The organism is Streptomyces sp. WI03-4A (assembly GCF_033792105.1).
Taxonomy (GTDB): Bacteria; Actinomycetota; Actinomycetes; order Streptomycetales; family Streptomycetaceae; genus Streptomyces; species Streptomyces collinus_A.
This window is the reverse complement of record NZ_JARAUO010000009.1, coordinates 68,199-88,404: the sequence shown is the minus strand read 5'-3', so window position 1 is coordinate 88,404 and position 20,206 is coordinate 68,199. Positions and strand designations below refer to the sequence as shown.

General features: G+C 73.4%; 20 protein-coding genes and 1 riboswitch. Of the genes, 13 read left to right on the top strand and 7 right to left on the bottom strand.

Going from position 1 to position 20,206, the window contains the following annotated elements; translation table 11 throughout:
* The first annotated feature begins 73 nt into the window (after positions 1–73).
* The 3 genes from PV343_RS12685 to PV343_RS12675 all read left to right on the top strand — a co-directional run bounded on the left by PV343_RS12685 (position 74) and on the right by PV343_RS12675 (position 1,705).
* Complete coding sequence (locus PV343_RS12685) at positions 74–484, top strand: hypothetical protein (protein WP_319146971.1); 411 nt, start codon at positions 74–76, stop codon at positions 482–484.
* Positions 485–607: 123 nt separating this feature from the next.
* The gene (locus tag PV343_RS12680; protein ID WP_319146970.1) at positions 608–1,210 is read left to right on the top strand and encodes a DUF2231 domain-containing protein; all 603 of its coding nucleotides are present in this window, start codon (positions 608–610) and stop codon (positions 1,208–1,210) included.
* A 48-nt stretch (positions 1,211–1,258) separates the two neighbouring features.
* On the top strand, positions 1,259–1,705 hold the full coding sequence (locus tag PV343_RS12675) for a hypothetical protein (RefSeq protein WP_319146969.1): 447 nt from the start codon (positions 1,259–1,261) through the stop codon (positions 1,703–1,705).
* A gap of 39 nt (positions 1,706–1,744) precedes the next feature.
* Here PV343_RS12675 and PV343_RS12670 read toward each other — a convergent pair whose 3' ends face one another.
* Positions 1,745–2,326, bottom strand: coding sequence for a histidine phosphatase family protein (locus tag PV343_RS12670; RefSeq protein ID WP_319146968.1), 582 nt, complete (start codon positions 2,324–2,326; stop codon positions 1,745–1,747).
* Between the two features lie 94 nt (positions 2,327–2,420).
* Positions 2,421–2,576, top strand: a riboswitch (cobalamin riboswitch).
* Positions 2,577–2,612: 36 nt separating this feature from the next.
* On the opposite strand from PV343_RS12670, the gene PV343_RS12665 reads away from it, so the two are divergent.
* Together PV343_RS12665 and PV343_RS12660 are read left to right on the top strand one after the other, a co-directional pair.
* On the top strand, positions 2,613–2,834 hold the full coding sequence (locus tag PV343_RS12665; protein ID WP_319146967.1) for a CbtB domain-containing protein: 222 nt from the start codon (positions 2,613–2,615) through the stop codon (positions 2,832–2,834).
* Positions 2,835–2,871: 37 nt separating this feature from the next.
* Positions 2,872–3,648, top strand: a complete 777-nt coding sequence (locus tag PV343_RS12660) for a CbtA family protein (protein WP_319146966.1) — start codon at positions 2,872–2,874, stop codon at positions 3,646–3,648.
* A 56-nt stretch (positions 3,649–3,704) separates the two neighbouring features.
* On the opposite strand, the gene PV343_RS12655 is transcribed toward PV343_RS12660, so the two are convergent.
* The gene (locus PV343_RS12655) at positions 3,705–4,115 is read right to left on the bottom strand and encodes a MerR family transcriptional regulator (RefSeq protein WP_319146965.1); all 411 of its coding nucleotides are present in this window, start codon (positions 4,113–4,115) and stop codon (positions 3,705–3,707) included.
* Between the two features lie 163 nt (positions 4,116–4,278).
* Here PV343_RS12655 and PV343_RS12650 point away from each other — a divergent pair, with 163 nt between their 5' ends.
* The 7 genes from PV343_RS12650 to PV343_RS12620 all read left to right on the top strand — a co-directional run bounded on the left by PV343_RS12650 (position 4,279) and on the right by PV343_RS12620 (position 11,444).
* Positions 4,279–4,716, top strand: a complete 438-nt coding sequence (locus PV343_RS12650; protein WP_319146964.1) for a hypothetical protein — start codon at positions 4,279–4,281, stop codon at positions 4,714–4,716.
* A gap of 104 nt (positions 4,717–4,820) precedes the next feature.
* A complete protein-coding gene (locus PV343_RS12645; RefSeq protein ID WP_319146963.1) occupies positions 4,821–5,756 on the top strand; it encodes a hypothetical protein in 936 nt (311 codons plus the stop codon).
* Positions 5,757–5,915: 159 nt separating this feature from the next.
* Entirely contained in the window at positions 5,916–7,112 is a 1,197-nt protein-coding gene (locus tag PV343_RS12640; protein ID WP_319146962.1) for a DUF1343 domain-containing protein, read from the top strand.
* Positions 7,113–7,304: 192 nt separating this feature from the next.
* Positions 7,305–8,285 (top strand): GNAT family N-acetyltransferase, encoded by a 981-nt coding sequence (locus PV343_RS12635; protein WP_319146961.1) that lies wholly within the window; start codon positions 7,305–7,307, stop codon positions 8,283–8,285.
* The gene (locus tag PV343_RS12630) at positions 8,282–9,622 is read left to right on the top strand and encodes an ABC transporter substrate-binding protein (protein WP_319146960.1); all 1,341 of its coding nucleotides are present in this window, start codon (positions 8,282–8,284) and stop codon (positions 9,620–9,622) included. Before PV343_RS12635 ends, PV343_RS12630 begins: the two co-directional genes overlap by 4 nt.
* On the top strand, positions 9,616–10,578 hold the full coding sequence (locus PV343_RS12625) for a carbohydrate ABC transporter permease (protein ID WP_319146959.1): 963 nt from the start codon (positions 9,616–9,618) through the stop codon (positions 10,576–10,578). The genes PV343_RS12630 and PV343_RS12625 overlap by 7 nt, the downstream gene beginning before the upstream one ends.
* The gene (locus tag PV343_RS12620) at positions 10,575–11,444 is read left to right on the top strand and encodes a carbohydrate ABC transporter permease (protein WP_319146958.1); all 870 of its coding nucleotides are present in this window, start codon (positions 10,575–10,577) and stop codon (positions 11,442–11,444) included. The genes PV343_RS12625 and PV343_RS12620 overlap by 4 nt, the downstream gene beginning before the upstream one ends.
* On the opposite strand, the gene PV343_RS12615 is transcribed toward PV343_RS12620, so the two are convergent.
* The 5 genes from PV343_RS12615 to PV343_RS12595 all read right to left on the bottom strand — a co-directional run bounded on the left by PV343_RS12615 (position 11,437) and on the right by PV343_RS12595 (position 18,574).
* Positions 11,437–13,563, bottom strand: a complete 2,127-nt coding sequence (locus PV343_RS12615; RefSeq protein ID WP_319146957.1) for a serine protease — start codon at positions 13,561–13,563, stop codon at positions 11,437–11,439. The genes PV343_RS12620 and PV343_RS12615 overlap by 8 nt on opposite strands.
* Before the next feature lies 1 nt (position 13,564).
* Positions 13,565–15,418 (bottom strand): peroxidase family protein, encoded by a 1,854-nt coding sequence (locus PV343_RS12610; RefSeq protein WP_319146956.1) that lies wholly within the window; start codon positions 15,416–15,418, stop codon positions 13,565–13,567.
* Between the two features lie 51 nt (positions 15,419–15,469).
* Positions 15,470–17,380: a GMC family oxidoreductase gene (locus tag PV343_RS12605; protein WP_319146955.1), complete on the bottom strand. Its 1,911-nt coding sequence runs from the start codon at positions 17,378–17,380 to the stop codon at positions 15,470–15,472.
* Complete coding sequence (locus tag PV343_RS12600) at positions 17,377–17,790, bottom strand: hypothetical protein (protein ID WP_319146954.1); 414 nt, start codon at positions 17,788–17,790, stop codon at positions 17,377–17,379. Before PV343_RS12600 ends, PV343_RS12605 begins: the two co-directional genes overlap by 4 nt.
* Positions 17,791–17,986: 196 nt before the next feature.
* Positions 17,987–18,574, bottom strand: a complete 588-nt coding sequence (locus tag PV343_RS12595; RefSeq protein WP_387953262.1) for a helix-turn-helix domain-containing protein — start codon at positions 18,572–18,574, stop codon at positions 17,987–17,989.
* 130 nt (positions 18,575–18,704) lie between these two features.
* Between PV343_RS12595 and PV343_RS12590 the strand changes: the two genes are divergently transcribed.
* A complete protein-coding gene (locus PV343_RS12590) occupies positions 18,705–20,096 on the top strand; it encodes an MFS transporter (RefSeq protein ID WP_319146952.1) in 1,392 nt (463 codons plus the stop codon).
* The last annotated feature ends 110 nt before the right edge of the window (positions 20,097–20,206 follow it).

Here is a 20,206-nt window from a genome sequence, read left to right as displayed (position 1 = left end):
CCGGTGCGGTGTCCTGAGGCCCGCCGCCCCGGCCCGCCCGGACGGGCCGCGCCGGACAGGGGGACAAGGGCGTATGCGTGTCTTCGTTCTGTGCGCTTGGCCGCTGACCGCGGGTCTGGGCGGCTGTCTCGCCACCGTGTGGATCCGGCACGGCGGGCTGCGGCAGCGCACGCCCGGTGTGACGCGGCTGCCGCTCTGGCTGGTCCTCGGCCATGTGGCGCTCGCCGTCGCCGGGCTCGCCGCCTGGACCGCGTACCTGCTGGGCGACGTCAGGAGCTCGGCCTGGGCGGCCTGCGCCGTCGTCCTGATCGTGGCCGCCTTCGGCTTCATGATGCTGCTGCGCTGGATGCCCAGCTCCGGACGCCATTCGCAGGGCGCCGCCACCGCCGAGCGGCACTTCCCGCTGACCGCCGTGGTCGCCCACGGCACGAGCGCCGGCGCCACCGTGCTCCTGGTTCTCCTGGTCGTCCTGCGCGGCATGTGACGGCCGGGGCGACGCCCCGCACGCGCTCCCTCCGGCGGGGTGACGCGCCCCTTGACCTGCCCGCCGAATAAGACGAACAATTGTTGGTGAAACAGCGGGGGCAGCTCAGGGACGAGGTGCCGTATGACCGTGAACAGTGAGCTCAAGGACCTGCACCAGGCGAAGCGCCCGGTCAGCGGCGCCCTCGCGGGACCGTACGGGCATCCGTTCCACCCCCTCCTGGTCACCGTGCCGATCGGTGCCTGGGTGTCCAGCCTGGTCTTCGACATCGCCTCCCGCGCCGTCGGCCGGCCCGCCTTCCTGACCCACGGGTCGGCCTGGCTGATCGCCATCGGCGTGCTCGGGGCGCTGGCCGCGGCGTGCGTCGGCTTCCTCGACCTGTTCGCCGTCCCCACCGGCACCCCAGCCCACCGCACGGCCCTGACGCACATGGCGCTGAACCTCGCGGTCACCGTCGCATACGCGGCCGGCTTCGCCTGGCGGCAGGGCGCCGGATACCCCGAGGGGCGGGGCGTCGGGTACGGGCAACTGGCGCTCTCCGTCGTCGCGCTCGCCGTCCTCGGTCTGTCCGGCTACCTCGGCGGCAAACTCGCCTACCGCTACGGCGTCCGGGTGGCCGAGGAGTCGGTCCAGGCCGAGGGATACCGCACCACGTCCGGTCCTGAGGGCGCCCGACGTCACGACGCCCGACGTCACGACGCCCGACCTCACGACGCCGGGCCCTGAGGGCGTCCGCCCTCCGAAATCCCGTACTCCGCACCCCTGGAGGACGACATGGACATCGCCGCTCTCGTCGCCTGGGTGGTCACCGCCCTCGGCGGATTCGTGCTCCTGGCCCGCTGGATCTCCCGCGGCGGCCTGCGGCAGCAGCGGACCGGCACGACCCGCTTCCCGGCCCCCCTCGTCTTCGGGCACTTCCTGCTCGCGGCGGCCGGGCTGATCGTCTGGATCGTCTACCTCGCCGCCGACCGGCCGGCACTCGCCTGGACGTCTTTCTGCGTCCTCGTCGCCGTCGCCCTGCTCGGCTTCGCGATGTTCGCCCGCTGGGTGCCGGTCCACCGCACCGCCGCGCCCGCCTCGGCAGCCGTCGGGGACGCACGGGAGGAGACCACCCCTGCGGAACGGCACCTGCCCGTCCCCGTGGTGGCCGCCCACGGCCTGCTGGGCGCGGCGAGCCTGGTACTCGTCCTGCTGGCCGCGCTGGGCGTGGGCGGCAGCTGAGGCGGCCCGGTCAGGCGGCCGTTCGCCGTTCGCGCTCGCTCAGTGGTCGGGGGACCGGTCGAGGGGCCGGCCGGGAGTCAGGTTCCAGCGGCCCGCGCGGCCACTGAACTCGACGGCGCGCAACGGCGGTACGTCGATCCGCCAGAAGGCCGCCTCGGGCGCTCCCAGCGCCCGTACCGTCACGGCGCGTACGACGTCCGGCTCGACCACCGCGACGGTACGGCCGGAGAACACCCCGTCCTCCGCGAGCCAGTTCGCGATCCGCCCGCAGAACTCCCGCACCGACTCCCCGCCGTGCGGGGCCGCCGCCGGGTCGGACAGCCACCCGGCCACCGCCTCCGGCTCGGCGGCGCTCACCTCGGCGAGCGTCCGGCCCCGCCAGCGGCCCACGTCCAGACCGGCCAGACCGGGCGCCTCGGACGCGTCGAGACCGAGCGCCGAGGCGGTCTGCCGACACCGCACACCGGGAGCCGTCAACGCCCGCCCGGCCCGCGGGAGCAGGCCCGCGGCGGAGCGCGCCCGGGCCGCGGCGCCGTCCTCCAGAGGGCAGCCGTCGTCGAAGCGTGCCTCGCGCAGCGCCGCGCTCATCGCTGGTGAGATCAAGATCACTCGGCTGGTCACGTGCTCACTTTCGCGGTCGACGGCCCTGCAATCACAGGGAATCGGAGGGCAAGGGCGGCCCGGGGAGCGCCTGCGAGCCCCCCGTGCGCTCTTGGCCGTGCCTCCGCTTCGCGGTACCTTCTCGGCGAAATAGACGACGGAACGCGGAAGCCGGTGGGAATCCGGCACGGTCGCGCCACTGTATGCCTCGCCCACGCCGCTCGCGGTACGGGCCGGGGAAGTCAGACCCGCCCCGTTGTCCTGTGCACCACCGAGACGGGACGCGAGTTCCCCAGGAGGTTCTGCCATGGCGCAGTCCGTCGCCCAGCCGACCACAGCCCCCACCGCCACCCCCGCCAAGCTGCCGATCGGCGCGATCGCCCCCTGGGCGGTCTTCTTCGGCATCCTCATGCTCGTCCTGCTCTACTTCGTCGGCGCCGAGCAGGGCGCCACCTCCGTGATGTCCGGCACGGACGTCCACGAGTGGGTGCACGACGCCCGTCACCTGCTCGGCTTCCCCTGCCACTGACGGCGCCCGGTACCGGTACCCAGGTCAAGGACCGTCCATGAACTCGGCAACTGTCCGAAATCTATTGGTGCGTGGCATGCTCGCGGGACTCGCCGCGGGCCTGCTCGCCCTCGTCGTCGCCTACTTCCTCGGCGAGCCGCGCGTCGACTCGGCCATCGCCTACGAAGAGGCGCACTCCCACGAACACGGCATGGAAGCCGTGAGTCGCACGATGCAGTCCACCGGTGGTCTGGCCACCGGCGTCCTCGTCTACGGGGTCGCGTTCGGCGGCATCGCCGCCCTCGCGTTCTGCTTCGCGCTGGGCCGCATCGGCCGCTTCGGGCCGCGCGCGAGCGCGCTGCTCCTGGCGGCGGCCGGTCTGCTCACGGTCTATGTCGTGCCGTTCCTGAAGTACCCGGCCAACCCGCCGTCCGTGGGCGACCCCGACACCATCGGGAAGCGCACCACCCTGTACTTCCTCATGATGCTGCTCAGCGTGCTGCTGGCGATCGCCACCGTGATCCTCGGCAAGCGTCTCGCACCGCGCCTGGGCAACTGGAACGCGACGATGGCCGCGGGGGCGTTCTTCGTCCTGGCCGTCGGGTCGGCGTACGCGTTCCTGCCCACCGTCAACGAGGTCCCCAAGGACTTCTCGGCCACCCTGCTCTGGCAGTTCCGCCTGGCGGCCCTGACCATCCAGTTGACCCTGTGGACGGCCTTCGGGCTCGTCTTCGGGCCGCTGGCCGAGCGGGTACTCGTCCCGAAGGCCGCCCGGCAGGCGGGCGCACGCCCGTCCGCGGCCGCCGAGGCGGGAGCGACACCGGTTCCCCGCTGAGGACGCCGTACGGAAGGGCCCCGGCCGGCGCGACGGCCGGGGCCCTTCCGTACGGCTCAGTCGCCGCCGACGCGTTCGGTGATCGTCTGCCGGTAGTGCGGGCACTGGGTGAAGTCGTCGTGGTCGCAGCGCAGCGCGCACTCGATGAGTTCGAGGGACGCCTGCGCCGCGGCGATCCGCTGCCGCAGCGCGTCCGCCTCCTGCTTCAGCGTCGCGTGCCGGGCCGCCGGATCACCGGTGGAGGTCAGGGAGCGGATGGTCTCCAGCGGCAGACCGGCTTCCTTGGCCCTCAGGATGACGGCGACCCGGGTGACATCGGCGACCGTGAAGCGCCGCCGCCCCGCGCCGTCACGGGCCGGCGCCAGCAGTCCTCTCGCCTCCCAGTGCCGCAGCACATGTGCGGCCAGGCCGTAGCGGCCGGCGAGCTCCCCGATGCTCAACTCGTCTTCGGCGTCGGTTGACTTCATGCCGACATTAAGTCGCAGTCTGGCGGCCATGACCAGTGAACCGCAAAAGCCGTCGCATAGGCGTTCCAGCACCCGCGTCCGTACCCCTACCGGGTAGGGGGTATGGTCTGGGTGGGCGCTCGCGGCGCCTGTCCCATGGGGGATCGCAGGGAAGGGAGGACGTGTGACGACGCGTGGCAGCGCACCCGCACGCCCGGGCGTCGCCCGGTTGTGGGCCGTGTCCACGCTCCTGTTCGGTCTCTTCCTGATGCACGGCGCCCCCGCGACTGCCGTGGGCGGCTGCCATGGCGCCATGGACATGGCCGTCACGGCCGACGGGAGTCACCGCGTTCCGGCCATGTCGGAGCGGGCCGTGTCGTCGCGGCCGGCGGCCGACCGCCTCCAAGTCGCGTCGGGCGTCCCCCCGCACGGGACGCTGTGCGTCGCCGTGCCCGCCCCGAGTGACATCCCGGTGCCTGTCGCGCCGCTCGTCGGCGTGGCCGCGCTCGCGGCACTCGCGGCCTGGGCCCTGCGCTGGGCGTGGGACCCCGACGGGACCCGGCGGCGCGGCCCGCCGGGCGGCCGCCGTCTCCTGCTCCAGGTGTGCATCGCACGGACGTGAGCGGACCGTGCCGGAACCCGCCGCCGGCGGGGTCCTCCGGACTCGGTCCTGCCCACATCGCGCACCCCGCGTGGTGCGCCACCCGGAAAGAACCTCGAACAACGATGACCGCTTCCACCCGCCCCACTCCGCGCAACCGGGCCCGCGCGGCGGCCGGTCTCGCGACCGCGCTGGCGTTCACCCTGGCCGCGTGCGGCTCGTCCGGTGGCTCGTCCCACGACTCGTCCATGCCCGGCACGCACCACGACGGCACCCCGTCGGCGACCGCCCCGGCGGGCCACGGCGCCTCGATGCGCGGCATGCCCGGCATGGGCGGGGCCGTCACCGGCGACGGACTGGCCGACAGCGCGGACGGCTACCGCCTCACCAGCCCCCACGCCACCCTGCCGGCCGGCAGGACGGCTCCGTACCGGTTCACGATCACGGGCCCGGACGGCAGGGCCGTCACCCGCTTCGCCCCCGAGCAGACCAAGCGCATGCACTTCTACGCCATCCGCTCCGACCTGACCGGCTTCCAGCACCTCCATCCCACGATGGCCGCCGACGGCACGTGGACCGCCGAGCCGGCCGCCCTGACACCGGGCTCCTGGCGCGTGTTCGCCTCCTTCGCACCCGGCGGCGGAAGCGGCGAGGGCAAGGACCTCGTCCTCAGCCGGACCCTCACCGTCCCCGGCGAGGCCACCACGGCCGCGCTGCCCCCGGCGGCGCACTCGGCCCGGGTCGACGGCTACACCGTCACCGTGTCCGGCGAACCCATGGCCGGCATGGCCCACCCGCTGGCCGTGCGCGTCACCAAGGACGGCGAGCCCGTCACCGATCTCCAGCCCTACCTGGACACCTACGCCCACCTGACCGCCTTCCACCGGGGCGACGCGGCCTTCGCCCACCTCCACCCCACCACCCCCGTCCGCGGCGACCACGGGGGCCCGGAGCTGTCCTTCCACGCGGAACTGCCCACGGCCGGTGACTGGCGGCTCTTCCTCCAGTTCCGCACCGGCGGCAGGCTGCACACCGCCGCCCTGACCCTGCGCGTCGGCTGACCCTGCGCGTCGGCTGACCGGAACCTCCCGACGGACCCCCGGCACGAACCACCGGTTGCTCGGAAATCACTGGACATCCCAGTACATTTCCGAGCACCGCTTCGCGTGGTTCAAGAGGTTCGAGAGGTTCGAGGCGTCACCGGCAGACGGGGGCAGAGGATGAGCACGGACGGCCGGGTCGCGGTGACGCCCGGGATCGCGCGCCTGCACGCGTCGCCCGGGCTCGCCGGGCCGGGCCGCCTGGGCCTGGTGACCAACCAGACCGGTGTGCTGCCCGACCTGCGGCCCGTCGCCCCCGCGCTGCTCGACGCCGGCGCGCGGCTTGTCGCCCTGTTCGGTCCCGAGCACGGGCTGCACGGGTCCGCCCAGGCCGGCGCGAGCGAGGCCGCCGGGCCGGACCCCGGCACCGGCCTGCCCGTCCACGACACCTACCGGTGCGGCGGCGAAGACCTCGACAAACTGCTGGCCGACAGCGGCGTCGACGCCCTGGTGTACGACCTCCAGGACATCGGGGCCAGGTTCTACACCTACGTGTGGACCATGTTCGACCTGATGGTCTCGGCCGCCCGTACGGGCGTACGGTTCGTGGTCGCCGACCGGCCGAACCCGCTCGGCGGACTCGTCAGCGAGGGCCCGAGGCTCGACCCGGCCTGGGCCAGCTTCGTCGGACGCGCCCCGGTCCCCGTAAGGCACGGCCTCACCTGCGGCGAACTCGCCCGGCACCTCAACACCTCCGCCGTGCCCGAAGCGGCGGGCGGCCCCGTCGACCTGACGGTGATCGAGGCCACCGGCTGGCGGCGGGCCATGGACGCGGAGGCCACCGGCCTGCCCTGGGTCGCGCCCTCGCCCAACATCCCGACGCCCGCCACCGCCGCCGTCTACCCCGGCGGCTGCCTGTTCGAGGGCACCAACCTCTCGGAGGGGCGCGGCACCACCCAGCCCTTCGAGACCGTCGGGGCGCCCTACCTCGACTCCCGGTTCGCCCCGGCGCTCGCCGAGCTGGCACTGCCCGGGGTGCGCTTCCGCGAGCTGCGGTTCGTACCCGCCTTCCACAAGCACGCCGGACGGCCGCTGCGCGGAGTCCAGTTGCACGTCACCGACCGCCGGAGCTTCGCCCCGGTGCGCACCGCCGTCGCGATGCTCGCCACGCTGCGGCGGCTCTACCCGGACGACTTCGCCTGGCACACCACGGACGGCGGCGCGGAGGGCACCGGCCACCGGCACTTCATCGACCTGCTGTGGGGATCGGACCGGCTGCGGCACACCGTCGACGCGGGCGACGACCCGCTGCCGCTCTGCGATCCGCCGGCGCCGCCCGCCCGGTGGGCCGGCGAAGCCGCACTGCTCTACGCCTGACACCTCCTGCCCGCCGCGTGACCCGCTGCTCAACGGATGTATGGAGGGACGACCCCGACGATGACCGATCCCGCTCCCGCCTCACCACCACGGACCGTCGCCGATCCGGCTCCGGCCGCGCCGCTCCGGACCGTGACCGATCCCGCTCCCACCGCGCCCCCCGGGGCCGCTCCCACGGCCCCACCCGGGACCGTGACCGCTCTCGCCCCACCACCCCGCAGCCTGATCCGCGGCTTCCGGCCGGGTGACGGTCCCCGGCTGGTGGAGACCTGGCGCCGGAGCGCGCCGGCCGACCCCGTCTCCCCGGAACGCTTCCGCTCCCTGGTGCTGCTCGACGCCAACTTCGATCCGGAGGGGCTCCGGGTCGCCGTCGACGGCGACCGGGTCGTCGGCGCGGCCTACGCGGTGCGCAGGCTGACCCCGATGGGCGGCACCGACCTGGAGCCGGAGCAGGGCTGGATCCCGTTCTTCTTCGTCGACCCGGCCGCCCGCGGGCACGGCCTCGGCCGCCGCCTGCTGACCGAGGCCCTCGGCTGGCTGCACGGCCACGGCCGCACCCGGGTCGACTTCGCCTCGTACACCCCGCACTACTTCCTCCCCGGACTGGACGCCGAGACCTACCCGGCGGCCGGGAGACTCCTGGATTCCCTGGGATTCCGCGTCCTGTACGAGGCGGCCGCCATGGACCGGAGCCTGGTCGGCTACCGCCTCCCGGAGGACGTCGTCCGCCGCGCCGCCGAACTGACCGCCCGGGGCCACCGGTTCGCCACCCCCACCGACGACGACCTGGTGCCCCTCCTCGCCCTCGCCGGGAACCACTTCACCGCCGACTGGGCCCGCGCCATCCGCGCATGCCTGGCCTCGGGCACCCCGCTCGACCGGATCGTGGCCGCCTGGGACCCCGCGGGCCGCCTGGTCGGGTGGGCGATGCACGGCGCGTACGACTCGCTGGACGAGCGGTTCGGGCCGTTCGGCGTACTGGAGGAGACGCGCGGCACCGGACTCGGGAAGGTCCTGCTGCACCTGGCCCTGGAGCGGATGCGGGCCCGCGGCTGCCACAGCGCCTGGTTCCTGTGGACCGGCGAACGGTCCCCGGCGGGCCACCTTTACCGCGCGACCGGCTTCACCACCACCCGGGTCTTCCGCGTACTGCGCCGGGAGGCAGCGGGATGACGCCGGCCCGGCGCCCCGCCCGCCTGAGCCGCCGGCACTTCGCGCTCGCCCTGCCCTCGGCGCTGCTCGCCTCCGGGTGCGCCGCGCCCCACCGGGGCACCGGGCGGCTCGGGGACCCGATCGTCCTCACCCTGCTCTCCCACTACGCGAGCGGCGAGCTCAAGGACGCCCTCCAGGGCCCGGTCGACGAGTGGAACGCCACCCACGACCGGGTCAAGGTGCGCACCGAGGCGGTCGAGTTCTCCGACCTGCTGACCACGTTCATGGTCCGGCAGGCCGCCGGTCAGGGCGCCGACATCCTGCACCCGTACTGCCTGTGGAACGGCCAGCTCGTGCAGGCGGGCGTCCTGCGGCCGGCCCCGCCCGGACTCGCCGAGGAGATCCGGCGCGGGTACGGCGCGGCCGCGGTCGGCGCCGCCTCCGTCGGCGGCAGGGTCTACGGCTACCCGACCGAGGTGCAGACGTACGCGCTCTACTACAACAAGCGGCTGCTGCGCGGGGCGGGCGTCGACGGCCCCCCGCGCACCTGGCGGGAGCTGGAGGACGCGGCCCACCGCACCGCGCGACGCGACCGGTACGGCAACACACTGGTCCAGGGGTTCGGGTTGTCGACCTACGACGACTCCACCACCGTCGGCCAGACGCTCGCCCTGCTCAACGCGGCGGGCGGCAGCTTCGTCTCCGCCGACGGCAGGCGCACCGCCATCGACTCACCGGCCGGCCGGGCCGTGTTCGACCTGGAGCACCGGCTCGTCGCCGAGGGCGTCAGCGCCCCCGGCGTCAACGTGTACAAGGCGTTCCCGTCCGGGCAGGTGGCCATGGTGGTCAGCGCCGGCTGGTGGAGCGGGACCCTGAAGTCCCTGATGGGCGCGGGCTACCGGGACGTCGGCGTCGCGCCGGTGCCGGTCCCCGAGGCGTCCGACCCGCGGGCCACGCTCTCCACCGGCTTCATGCTGGGCGTCAACACGGCCAGCCGGCACCCGGGCGAGGCATGGGAGTTCCTGCGCTGGCTCAACTCCGACCCGGTGAAGGTGCGCAGCGCGGCGACGGGCGCGACCGCGACCCGGATGAGCGCCCTCCAGGTGTCGGTCGGCTCCCTGACCGGCCGTGCGGACGACATGCGGACGCTGCTCGGTGCGGGCGGCGACCCCAACCTGCGGCCGTTCCTGGACGCGCTCGCGTACTCGGTGCCGGAGCCGAACGTGCCGGGCGCGCAGCAGGCCAAGTCGCTGCTGCGCAAGAACATCGAGGCGCTGTGGACCGGCCAGCAGTCGGTCGACGAGGCCCTGCGCACCACCCGCCGTCAGGTCGACCAGGAGGTGGCCCGGTCATGGTGAACGTCCTGACGCCGGAGACGACCGAGCGGGCGGCGCGCGGCAGACCCGCAGCCGAGCCCGCCGTCGCGGGCCGGGGCCGGGCCCGGCGCCGCCAGACCGTCGTCGCCTATCTGTTCCTGGCGCCCACGCTGCTGTTCTTCGCCGTCTTCCTGATCCTGCCGCTCGGCTTCGCGCTGCTGCTCTCGCTGTCCCGCTGGGCCGGGTTCGACCTCGCCGGGATCGACCCGGTCGGCCCGGACAACTTCACCGGTCTGCTCGCGGACGGATCGACGTTCCTGACGCCGATCCTCACCAACACGCTGCTGTTCGCGCTCGGCACCGTGGCCCTCGCGCTCACCGGCTCCGTGGCCGTCGCCACCTGTATCGACCGGCTCCGCTTCCAGGGGCTGTGGCGCACCCTGTACTTCCTGCCGATCGTCACCACCGTCGTCGCCGTCGGCAACGTGTGGAAGTACATGTACGAGCCGGGCGGCCTGGTCAACGGCGTCCTGAACGCCGTCGGGCTCGGCTCGGTGGCGTTCCTCCAGGACCCGGACACCGCGCTGCCCGCGGTCGTGGTCGTCCAGGCCTGGGCCTCCGTCGGCTCGGCCATCCTGGTCCTCACCGCGGGACTGAAGTCCATCCCGGAGTCGTACTACGAGGCCGCCGCGCTCGACGGCGCGGGGCCCTTCACCGTCTTCCGGAAGATCACCCTGCCGCTGCTGCGGCCGTCGCTGGTGTTCGTGTGCATCACCCAGTTCCTCACCGGGCTCCAGTCGTTCGGGCTGATCATCGTCATGACCAAGGGCGGCCCCGGCGACGCGACCAACGTGGCGGCCCTGGAGATGTACCGGCAGGCCTTCAGCTACGGCGACTGGGGCACCGCGAGCGCCGCCGCCTTCGTGCTCTTCGTGGTGGTGCTCGTGGTCACCCTCGCGCAGTTGTTGATCTTCCGGCGCAAGGGGGAGGACACATGAACCGCCGAGGCTTCCCCTGGTTCTCGTACCTGCTCGTCGTGACCGGCGCCGTGCTCACGGTCGTGCCGTTCCTCGACATGGTGGCGACCTCCTTCAAGGGGCCCGACGAGGCCGGCACGCTGCCCTACCGGTTCCTGCCCAAGGCGTTCGACCTGGCCAACTATCGGGCCGCGGTGGACCAGTTGGACCTGCCGGTGCTGTTCCGCAACAGCGTCGTCGTCACCGCCGTGGTCACCGGCTCGGTGCTGCTCACCTCGTCGCTCGCCGGCTACGCACTCGCCAAACTCCGTTTCCCCGGACGGGACTTCGTCTTCCGTCTGGTGCTGGCGACGATGATGTTCCCGCCGTTCCTGTTCTTCATCCCGCACTTCCTGATCCTGGTCCACTGGCCGCTGGCCGGCGGCAACGACCTGCTCGGACGCGGCGGTGCGGGCCTGACCGTCAGCATCGTGGCGCTCGCCATGCCGTTCCTCGTCAACGGGTTCGGCATCTTCCTGACCCGTCAGTTCATGGTCGCGATCCCCGACGAGGTCCTGGAGGCGGCGCGCATCGACGGCGCCGGGGAGTTCGCGCTCTGGTGGCGGATCGTGCTGCCGCAGACCACCCCGGTGCTGGTCACCCTCGGGCTGCTCACCTTCGTGGACGCCTGGAACGAGTACATCTGGGCGCTGCTCGTCTCGACCGCCAATCCGGACGTGATGACCCTGCCCGTGGGCATCCAGCTCCTCCAGGACTACGTGGATCCGGCTCGCACCATGCCCATCGTCATGGCAGGGCTCGTCCTGAGCGTCCTGCCGGTCCTCGTCCTCTTCCTGCTGCTGCAGAAGTACTACATCCGCGGGGTCATGCTCAGCGGCCTCAAGTGACCCGGGCGGACGGTGCCGACCACAGGTTTCGGCCGAGTGCGAGGTGCCCGGCGATCTCCCCGGCGACCTCCGGGTGGGAGAGGTACTGACTGATGTCGTGCGCCTTGTCACGGGCGTTGATGACGGCGACGTCGGTCACCGAGCCCGCCCACTCGTCGGCCAGCGGGCACCCGACGGCCACCGCGTCGGCCGGGCACCACGCGTTGAGCCAGTCCGCCACCACGTCGGGGCGCTTCGTCCCGCCGATGAGCAGCCTCTTGTACACGCTGTCCAGCCCCAGCGGGCTGCCCACCGTGGTGAGATGGACCGTGCGCAGGGCGGGGGACAGCCGCGTGGTGAGGTCCATGCCGACGACCGTACCGAGGCTGTGGCTGACGAGGATCATCTCCCCGTCCTCCGGGAGCGTCTCCAGCACACAGTCCAGGACGGAGTCCCGGATCCGCCGGTCGTCCAGGTAGGCGGCCACGTCACGGAGGACCAGGGCGATGGTCCACCCGTCGAGGTCACTGCGCGCGGCGAGCCAGCCGAGCTGCCGGTGCAGGTGTCCCACGAGGTCGTCCCGCGAGATCCGTTCGGTGGCCGGCTGGCTCTCCTCGGGCATGTTCCAGCGCAGCGCGGCCTCGCCGATCATCTCCTCGTACACCGCACGGGCCGTGGGCGAGGGCGGGGCCACCGCCTCGGCGGGGGACAGGCTCAGGGCCTCGGGGATCCGGGGCACGGCCTCGGTCGTGGCGAGCGCGGCCACGAGCCGGTCCCCGTAGTAGGGGAACCACACGTCGGCCGGGTCGACCGGCGGGAACCCGGCCGCGACCAGCCCCTGGTTCAGGCCGGCCGTCCACGCGTCGCGCAGGGCCGCCGGATCCTTGCCCTGCTGGGAGCGCCCGTGCAGGAAGACCAGATGCCGCTCGCCGCCGAACGCGCCGTCCCGGGCCCGCAGCCCCGTGTGGGCGGCCGTGGGCGCGCCGGCCGGTGCGGCGGCGGGAACATCCGCCGGCACGCCGGCCGGGACCTCGGCCGGTGCGCCGACCGGTACGGGTACGGCGGCCACGGCCACCGGAGCCGGTGCGGTCGCGGCGGACTCCGTCACACCCAGGCCCGACTCGGGGCCCATCTCGGCCAGCGGCCCGGGGCCCGCTCCGGGCGGCAACTGTGCGAGGTGCCGCAGGATGGAGCTGACGCGCACCCCCTCGTTGGCCACCCAGTCGACCGCGTCGTCGCCGTCGCCCGGCTGCCACACCTGTCCGTCCGTGCGCAGCACGCGTCCCCGCTCGTCGGTCTTCGGCACCCCGCTGTGGTGGAGCGCGACGACCTCCCACTGGTCGTTGAACACCGGCGACCCCGAGTTGCCGGGCTCGGTGTCCGTCAGGTACTGGAGGAAGTCGTCGAGCCGCACCTGGAGCATGTTGTCGCGGACCGCGATCTCCTTCAGCCGTCCCATGGGGTGGCCGATCACGTTGACCGGCTCGCCGATGACCAGCTTGCCCGGCTGGGCGCTGAGCCGGTTCCAGCCGAACGTCTCGCCCGGCGTCCGCCCGTCCGGGCCGGAAGCCACCGGGACCAGGGCGAAGTCCAGGTGCTGGTCGGCCACGAAGAACGTGTCCGGGTCCAGTTCGAGCCGCGTCGACGGCTGCGGGGTGTTGTCGACGGTGACCTGGGCGTCGAACTCGACGAAGCACTGCCGGGCCGCCGCCGCGTCGGAGAGCACGTGATGGTTGGTCATCAGCAGGCGCGGCGACACCAGGAAGCCGGTGCCGAGCGGCAGTTCACGGCCGTTCTCCCGCACCGATATGCGGGCGACGGTGCGCGCCGCCCGGGCGCCGCGCGGCAGGAAGCTCCACGCCTGCAGGTCCTTGGACACCCCGAGGATGCGCTCGTAGGCGTCGGGGGCGGCCAGCGGTTCGGCACGCACGGCCTCCACGGCCATGGCGGCCGGCACCGCGTGCCGGTCCAGCAGGCGCGTGGCGCGCGCGGCGAGCGCCTGCCGTGAGTCCGGGAAGGCGATGCCGGCCTCCTGCTGCCGCTCCACGTCCCGGCGTTCCTCGCTGCTCGCGCGGTACCGCTCGGCGGCCGCCGCGAGCTGGTGCGCGCGCTCCTGGCGCAGTCTCTCCGTGGCCACCATCTCAGCCGTCCTTCCGTGCGGCGCTGTGCCACGGCACGAAGGCGTTGGTCAGCCCGGACAGGGCCGTACGCAGCTCGGGGTGGTGCCGCAGCAGAACCGTGATCATGCTGTTGTCGTCGATCCAGGCCATGCCGGCCCTGGAGTACACCTCGGGGGTGTAGTACGTGGTGAAGAACCGGTCGCTGTTCAGCCGGCGCGACGCCATCAGGATGAAGATGCGGAACGCGGTGTCGCTGAACGCGAATCCGGCCGGGAGCTTCTCCGCGTACAGCCCGACCATCAGGTCGACCTTCTCGATGTCGCCGTCGTAGAGCCGCTCGATCCGCCCGGCCGTCGCCGGGTCGTGCGCCAGCTCCGCGAAGCTCCGCGCGGGCTCGAGCCGCAGCAGCCGCCGGAACTCGTTGTAGCGGGGCACCCCCAGCTCCCGCGAGCGCAGGATGTCGGTGGCGGCCAGGTCCTGCAGGTGGCCGTCCGGCCGCTCGAACTCCTGGAGGAACGCGGGGAAGTTGTGCAGGGTGACCAGCCCCGGGTGGAGCGTGCCGAAACTGTAGAGCAGGTCGGCCATCTCCGTGGTCTCCAGGAACTTCAGCGCCCCCGGGCCCGAGATGTCCCGCAGGGTGCAGTGCCGCAGGGACGCGTCGTCGGCCGCGGCGCGCAGGTGCCACTCGTCGCGGATCAGCGGGTGCATGCGGTAGACCGCCACGAACTCCTCGGTGAGGGAGTACGGCACGCCGTAGTGGTCGGTCTCGCCACCGGGGATGCCGCTGACCACCTCGCTGCCGCTGACCCGGCCGAAGAGGTTGTGCACGCGTTCGCCCGCGACGCCCCACCAGTTGGCGCGCAGCGCCTTGACGGTGGTGGGGTGGCTGATCACGGCCGGTGTCCACTCCACGGTGTGGATCTTGGCGAGGAGTGCGGAGTTGACCAGCCGGGCGCGCTGGAACAGCTCCTCGTCGCTCCAGGACGGGTAGACGCCGTGCAGGTGGTCGCAGATCGCGTTGTGCTCCCGGGTGAACAGGTCCTGCATCATGGCGAGTCCGAGCCAGAAGCCGGGCACCCGGGTGGGGTCCTGGGTGGGGTCCGCCGGGACGGGGGCCTGCTCGTCGTCCCACAGGTGCAGCCTGCCCAGCCGCCCGGTGCGCAGCCGTTGCTGCTCCGCCTCGTTCTTCCCGTAGATCTGGGACGCGTCCCACCAGTGGGAGGACACGTTCACGCGGGTGTCGGGCGTCCCGGGGGGCGCCTGCGGGTCGCGGGTCGGGTCGTCCGGGGTCCGCAGGATCCGCATCGGGTTCTCCGGCCAGGGGTCGTCCGCCACCAGGGGGACCTCCCAGGGCCGGTCGGTGGGGCTGGTGCCGTGGCTGAACCAGTCGCGGATCATGAACTGGAGCCAGGCGGACACCAGGGAGTTGACGGACTCGGCCGGGATGAGCCGGTCGCGGGTCAGCAGCGCCCGGCTGACCTCGCGCGGACTGGGCGCGGACAGCACGTCCTCGGGCGCGGCCGGCGCGATGGCGTCCAGCGGGATGTTCCGGCCGAAGCGGGTGCCCGCCATGCCCATGCGCGGCTCGGCGAGGTCGTTGTGGCTGCCGTCGGCGGTCCGGTCGACGCGGTGGCTCGCGGACGGCGGCGCGGGCTGGGGCTCGTCGACCGCGGGCAGCACGCCGGTGTCGTACAGGTTCTTCTGCCGCAGTTTGACCCGCAGGCCGAACAGCGTCAGCAGGCCCGCGAGGACGGGCAGTCGGTCCCAGCCGACGCGGCGGTCGACGTAGTGGGCGGCGGCGGTGACGATCCGCCAGGGGAGTGAGGTGCGGTATCCGGTCGTGGCGGGCCGTGCGGCGCGTCGGTGCGTGCTCATCGGGATACTCCTTGGGTGACTCCTGGTCGTGTCGCGTCGGGGAGGCTGCGGTCAGGTGCGGGCCGCGGCGGAGAGGATCACATCGCTCGCCTTCTCACTGATCATGTAGATGGGGGCGGCGACGAAGAAGCCGGGGATACGGGGGAACACCGAGGCGTCGACGATCCGCAGCCGGCCCACCCCGCGGACCCGGAAGTCGCTGTCGACCACCGCCGAGGGGTCCTCGGCGCGCCCCATCCGGCAGGTGCACGACGCGTGATGGCCCCACGCCTCGTCCCGGACGAACCGCTTGACCGCCTCGCGGTCGGCGGCCGCGTCGCCGGGCCACAGCTCCGTGAGGATCACCGAGCCGGCCCTGCGGTTCATCCCGCGGACGAACTCCACGGCGTCGGCCATCGCCTCCAGGTCGAGGCCGGCCGCGTCCGTGCCCTCGTCGAAGTAGTGGAAGTCGATCAGCGGGGTGTCGCGCGGGTCGGCGGAGCGCAGCCGGACCCGGCCCCCGGTGTTGTGGGTACGGCTCTTGAGGACGGCCCAGGTGAAGCGGTCCTTGTGGCGGGTCAGGTCGAGGGAGTAGCCGGGTCGGTAGCCGCGGAAGTCGAAGGGGCCGCCGAAGACGAACAGGTCGGGGGCGTCCAGGTCCGGGCGTGACTTGCGGGTGATGCCGAGGACGGCGCCGTTGGTGGTGTAGAGGCCCTCCCCGCGCTGCCAGGCCCGGTAGCAGGGGTCCGGTTCGGTGCCCGGCCCCGGTGCGTGGAAGTCGCACTCCTTGATGACCGGGAACTCCCGGTCCATCTGGCTGACCACGCCGACCTCGTAGCGGTCCTGGAGGTTCGTGCCCACCCCGGGCAGAGCGGCCCGCACCGCGATGCCGTGCCGGCGCAGCTCCTCGGGCGGTCCGATGCCCGAGAGCATCAGCAGCTGGGGCGTGTTGAACGCGCCGGCGGCCAGGATCACCTCCCGGGAGGCGAGGACCCGGCGCAGCACCGGCGGCCCGGCGTCCGGTCCGGCGGCGGGGTCGGCCCGGTAGGCGTGCCGCTCGTCCAGGTAGTCGACGCCGGCCGCCTCGCCATCGCCGTCCAGGACGATCCGGGCGGCCAGCGCGTGGGTGCGGACCACGAGCCCGTCCGGATGGTCCCGCTGGACGGCCTGGACGCGTTCGCGGACCGCGCTGCGCCGGCCGCCCGCCGTGGACAGCGGGATCTGCCACAGCCCCTGCAGGGCATGGGTCTGCACCCGCCAGTCGTTGGGATCGACGAGGGAGCCGAGCCCTTCGAGCGGGGACAGCGGCCGGTCGAGGAGTTCGGCGAGCTGGTCCTCGGCGGCGGACAGGACGATCTTCAGCAACTGCTCGTCCCGCACCGCCAGGTGAGGATCCGCCAGCGCGGTCGGCAGCCAGCCGTCGTACCCGTGCCGGGCGTCGTTGCGGTACCGGGCGCCCACCACGGGCAGGGCCCGCAGCAGCGTGGCCAGCAGCCGGTTGCCCGGCGGCTCCTTGGGCCTGGGCAGGTAGCTGCAGCGCTCGAGGCGCTCGAAGTAGCGCCGCATGGCCGCGCTGTGCCAGCTCGCGTCCCCGGTCTCCTCCGCGATGGCGTCCCAGTCACGGTTGTACGGATAGACGGTGATCAGCGCGTGGTGCGCGGTGCACCCGCCGACCGCCCCCGCACGCGGATAGAGGACGCCCCGGTCCGGCACGAGCTTGCTGTCGCGCCGCTGCCGCTGTTCGTCCGCGTAGTGCCGCACGTAGTAGTTCCAGCACTGGACGGGGTCCTCGGAGGCGTCGGCGTGGAAGGCCGGCACCAGGTAGTTGTCGTCGTCCTCGGCGCCCCCGGCGTCGAGGAGCAGGGTGCGCATCCCCGCCGCCGCGAGGTTGGCCGCGAGCGGTCCGCCACCGGCACCGGCGCCGACCACGACGTAGTCGAAGCCCGTCTCGGCGGCCGGGGCGGCCCAGGGCTCTGCGTTCACTTCGGCTTGTCCTTGGGCGAGTTGGCGAGTGAGGCACTGGCGCTGATGGCCAGCGCGGTGTTGACGGCCGAGATCAGGGTGGTCGTCACCGCGGTGCGCGTCGACACCTGCCGGTGGACGCCGAGGGTGGCCGCCGTCGCGGTGTCACTGCCGTGGATGAGGATGCCCTCGTACAGGTCCGCGCGCAGTCGATCGCCGGTGTGGATCAGCAGATCGAGGCCGAGCAGGACCGTCCGGATGCCGAAGAGGCGGAACGCGTAGACGGCCGCCGGGCTCGGGGGTTGGCGGTCGGGGTCGAACCGCCGGATGAGCAACTCGGGAGCCAGCAGACCGGCGGCGCCGTTGAGGATTCGTATCCCGGCGAGGGCGTACACCGGGACAGGGCGGTGGGAGGTGGGAACCGTGCCCATGATGTCTCCTGGGGGGTGTGGTGTAGCCGGCGATGACGGGACCGTCCGCCGAACCCCACGACAAGGGAGAGGAACACCCTGGACGCACTCTCAATCACCACGCTAGGGGACCCGCCGTCCGCGTGCATCTCGGGGGCGACCTGCGGTTTTGGGGTTCTGTTCAACCAAATGGGCTTCGTCGCGCCGCCGTAGCCGCTCACCCGTCGGCCGAGGGCTTCGCGCGGACGACGGCCTGATCGCCCCGCGGGCCGAAGAGGTGCAGGATCTCCACGGGTGTTGAGCCGGCCGGGCCGAACCAGTGCGGCTCCCTCGTGTCGAACTCGGCCACCTCGCCCGGGCGGAGCAGGTGCTCCCGCGTGCCGAGGAGCAGGCGCAGTTCGCCCGCGAGGACGTAGAGCCACTCATGGCCCTCGTGGCTCACCAGCTTCGGTTCCCTGGGAGCCAGCAGGTGCTTGAACACCTGGACCCGGCCCGGGTACCGGGTCAGGGGCACCACGACGTCGGCACGGCCCTTGCGTACCGGCTTCAGGTGCACCCGGGGGTCGCCGGTGGCCGGCGCCGCCACCAGGTCGTCCAGGGCGACCCGGTGCGCACGCGCGAGCGGGATCAGCAGGTCGAGGGTCGGGCGCCGCCTGCCCGACTCCAGCCGGGACAGCGTGCTCACCGACAATCCGGTGTCCGTCCCCAGTTGTTCGAGTGTGAGCCCGCGGTCCCGGCGCAGTGCCCGCAACCGGGGTCCGATGCCGTCGAGCAGCCGCTGCAGTTCCTCGTCCACACGGCACAGTGTCCGACGGACGGCGGCGCGGAGCACCCGCCTTTTTGCGGTTTCCGCAAATCCGCTCGCCGGGCGCCGCCGCCCTCGCCGAGCCTGACCGGGCACTGCTCCCGGACGTGAGAGGCCCACCATGACCACGATGACGACTCCCTCCGCGCCGCCCGCGCTGAGCGCCCGCGGACGGTGGACGGTGCTGGCCGTCTGCTGTCTGAGCATGTTCCTGGTCGGTCTTGACACCACCGTCGTGAACGTCGGCCTGCCCGCCGTCGGGCGCGGCCTGGGCGCCGGGACGCGGAGCCTGGAGTGGACCGTGGACGCCTACACCGTCGTCCTCGCCGGTCTGCTGATCTCCTCCGGCGCGCTGGCCGACCGGTTCGGACGCCGGCGCGTGTTCCGGTCCGGGCTCGCGGTGTTCGGCGTGGCCTCGCTGGCGTGCGCGGCGGCGCCCTCGGTGGGCGCGCTCGTCGCGGCCCGCGCGGTGCAGGGCGTCGGCGCCTCGATGCTCAGCCCCGTCGCCCTCGCCATCGTGGTGAACGCGATGCCCGACCCGAGGGAACGGGCCCGGGCCATCGGCGTCTGGGCGTCCGTGTTCGGCCTCAGCATGGCCGTCGGCCCCGTCACCGGCGGCGCGCTCGTCGCCGGGTTCGGCTGGCGCTCCCTGTTCTGGGTCAACACCCCGGTCGTCGCGGCCGCCCTGGTGCTCAGCGCGCGCTTCGTACCCGAGTCGCGGGCGGCCCGGCCGCGTCGGCTCGACCTGCCCGGGCAGACCCTGCTCGCCGTGGCCATGGCGACCGGGGTCGGCGTGCTCATCGAGGGCCCCCGCGTCGGATGGACCTCGCCCGCCGCCACGTCCGCCTGCCTGGTCGTCGCCGCGGCGACGGCGGGATTCGGCTGGGTGGAGTCCCGCAGGGCCGAGCCCCTGATGGACCCGCGCCTCTTCCGCGGCCCCGCCTTCACCGGCGCGGTCCTGGGCGCGGTCGCCGTCTTCGTCGCCCTGAACACCACCCTGCTGCTCAACACCTTCTACCTCCAGCACACCCGGGGATTCACGGCCCTTCAGGCCGGGACGGCGACCCTCCCCATGGCCCTCGGAGCGACCGTCTGCGCCCCCTGGTCCGGCCGCCTGGTGGGGCGGCTCGGACCCCGGCTGCCGCTGCTCCTGGCGGGCGGCTTCCTCGCGGCCGGCGGACTCTGCCTGACCGGGCTCGACCGGCACACGAGCCTGTACCTGATCCTCCTCGCCCACCTGCTCATCGGCGTCGGGTTCGGCTTCGCCAACGCGCCGATCACCGACACCGCCGTCGGCGGACTGCCGGCCGCACGCGCGGGCGTGGCGGGCGCCCTCACGTCCACCGCGCGCCAGCTCGGCTCCGCGCTCGGCGTCGCGCTGGCCGGCGGCCTGGTCGCGGGCACCGGGCCCGCCCAGCTCGCCCGCGCCACCCGCCCCGGCTGGCTGCTGGTCGCCGGCTGCGGACTGCTGGTGCTCCTGCTGGCCCGCGCCGCGCGGCCGGGGGCGGAACGCCGGGGGTGAACCCGCCCGTCCGCGGACCCGCTCCGGACGAAGCCCGGCAAGATCGTCGAGAAGCGGTTGCGGTGGCCGGTCCGGCGCATGGATGATCCACGGGAAGGGCGGCCGATCCC

Bases quoted from the DNA above. Each gene is read 5' to 3' on its own strand.
- PV343_RS12685 (WP_319146971.1), top strand. From the start codon at position 74: ATGCGTGTCTTCGTTCTGTGCGCTTGGCCGCTGACCGCGGGTCTGGGC.
- PV343_RS12680 (WP_319146970.1), top strand. From the start codon at position 608: ATGACCGTGAACAGTGAGCTCAAGGACCTGCACCAGGCGAAGCGCCCG.
- PV343_RS12675 (WP_319146969.1), top strand. From the start codon at position 1,259: ATGGACATCGCCGCTCTCGTCGCCTGGGTGGTCACCGCCCTCGGCGGA.
- PV343_RS12665 (WP_319146967.1), top strand. From the start codon at position 2,613: ATGGCGCAGTCCGTCGCCCAGCCGACCACAGCCCCCACCGCCACCCCC.
- PV343_RS12660 (WP_319146966.1), top strand. From the start codon at position 2,872: ATGAACTCGGCAACTGTCCGAAATCTATTGGTGCGTGGCATGCTCGCG.
- PV343_RS12655 (WP_319146965.1), bottom strand. From the start codon at position 4,115: ATGAAGTCAACCGACGCCGAAGACGAGTTGAGCATCGGGGAGCTCGCC.
- PV343_RS12645 (WP_319146963.1), top strand. From the start codon at position 4,821: ATGACCGCTTCCACCCGCCCCACTCCGCGCAACCGGGCCCGCGCGGCG.
- PV343_RS12640 (WP_319146962.1), top strand. From the start codon at position 5,916: ATGAGCACGGACGGCCGGGTCGCGGTGACGCCCGGGATCGCGCGCCTG.
- PV343_RS12630 (WP_319146960.1), top strand. From the start codon at position 8,282: ATGACGCCGGCCCGGCGCCCCGCCCGCCTGAGCCGCCGGCACTTCGCG.
- PV343_RS12625 (WP_319146959.1), top strand. From the start codon at position 9,616: ATGGTGAACGTCCTGACGCCGGAGACGACCGAGCGGGCGGCGCGCGGC.
- PV343_RS12620 (WP_319146958.1), top strand. From the start codon at position 10,575: ATGAACCGCCGAGGCTTCCCCTGGTTCTCGTACCTGCTCGTCGTGACC.
- PV343_RS12615 (WP_319146957.1), bottom strand. From the start codon at position 13,563: ATGGTGGCCACGGAGAGACTGCGCCAGGAGCGCGCGCACCAGCTCGCG.
- PV343_RS12610 (WP_319146956.1), bottom strand. From the start codon at position 15,418: ATGAGCACGCACCGACGCGCCGCACGGCCCGCCACGACCGGATACCGC.
- PV343_RS12600 (WP_319146954.1), bottom strand. From the start codon at position 17,790: ATGGGCACGGTTCCCACCTCCCACCGCCCTGTCCCGGTGTACGCCCTC.
- PV343_RS12590 (WP_319146952.1), top strand. From the start codon at position 18,705: ATGACGACTCCCTCCGCGCCGCCCGCGCTGAGCGCCCGCGGACGGTGG.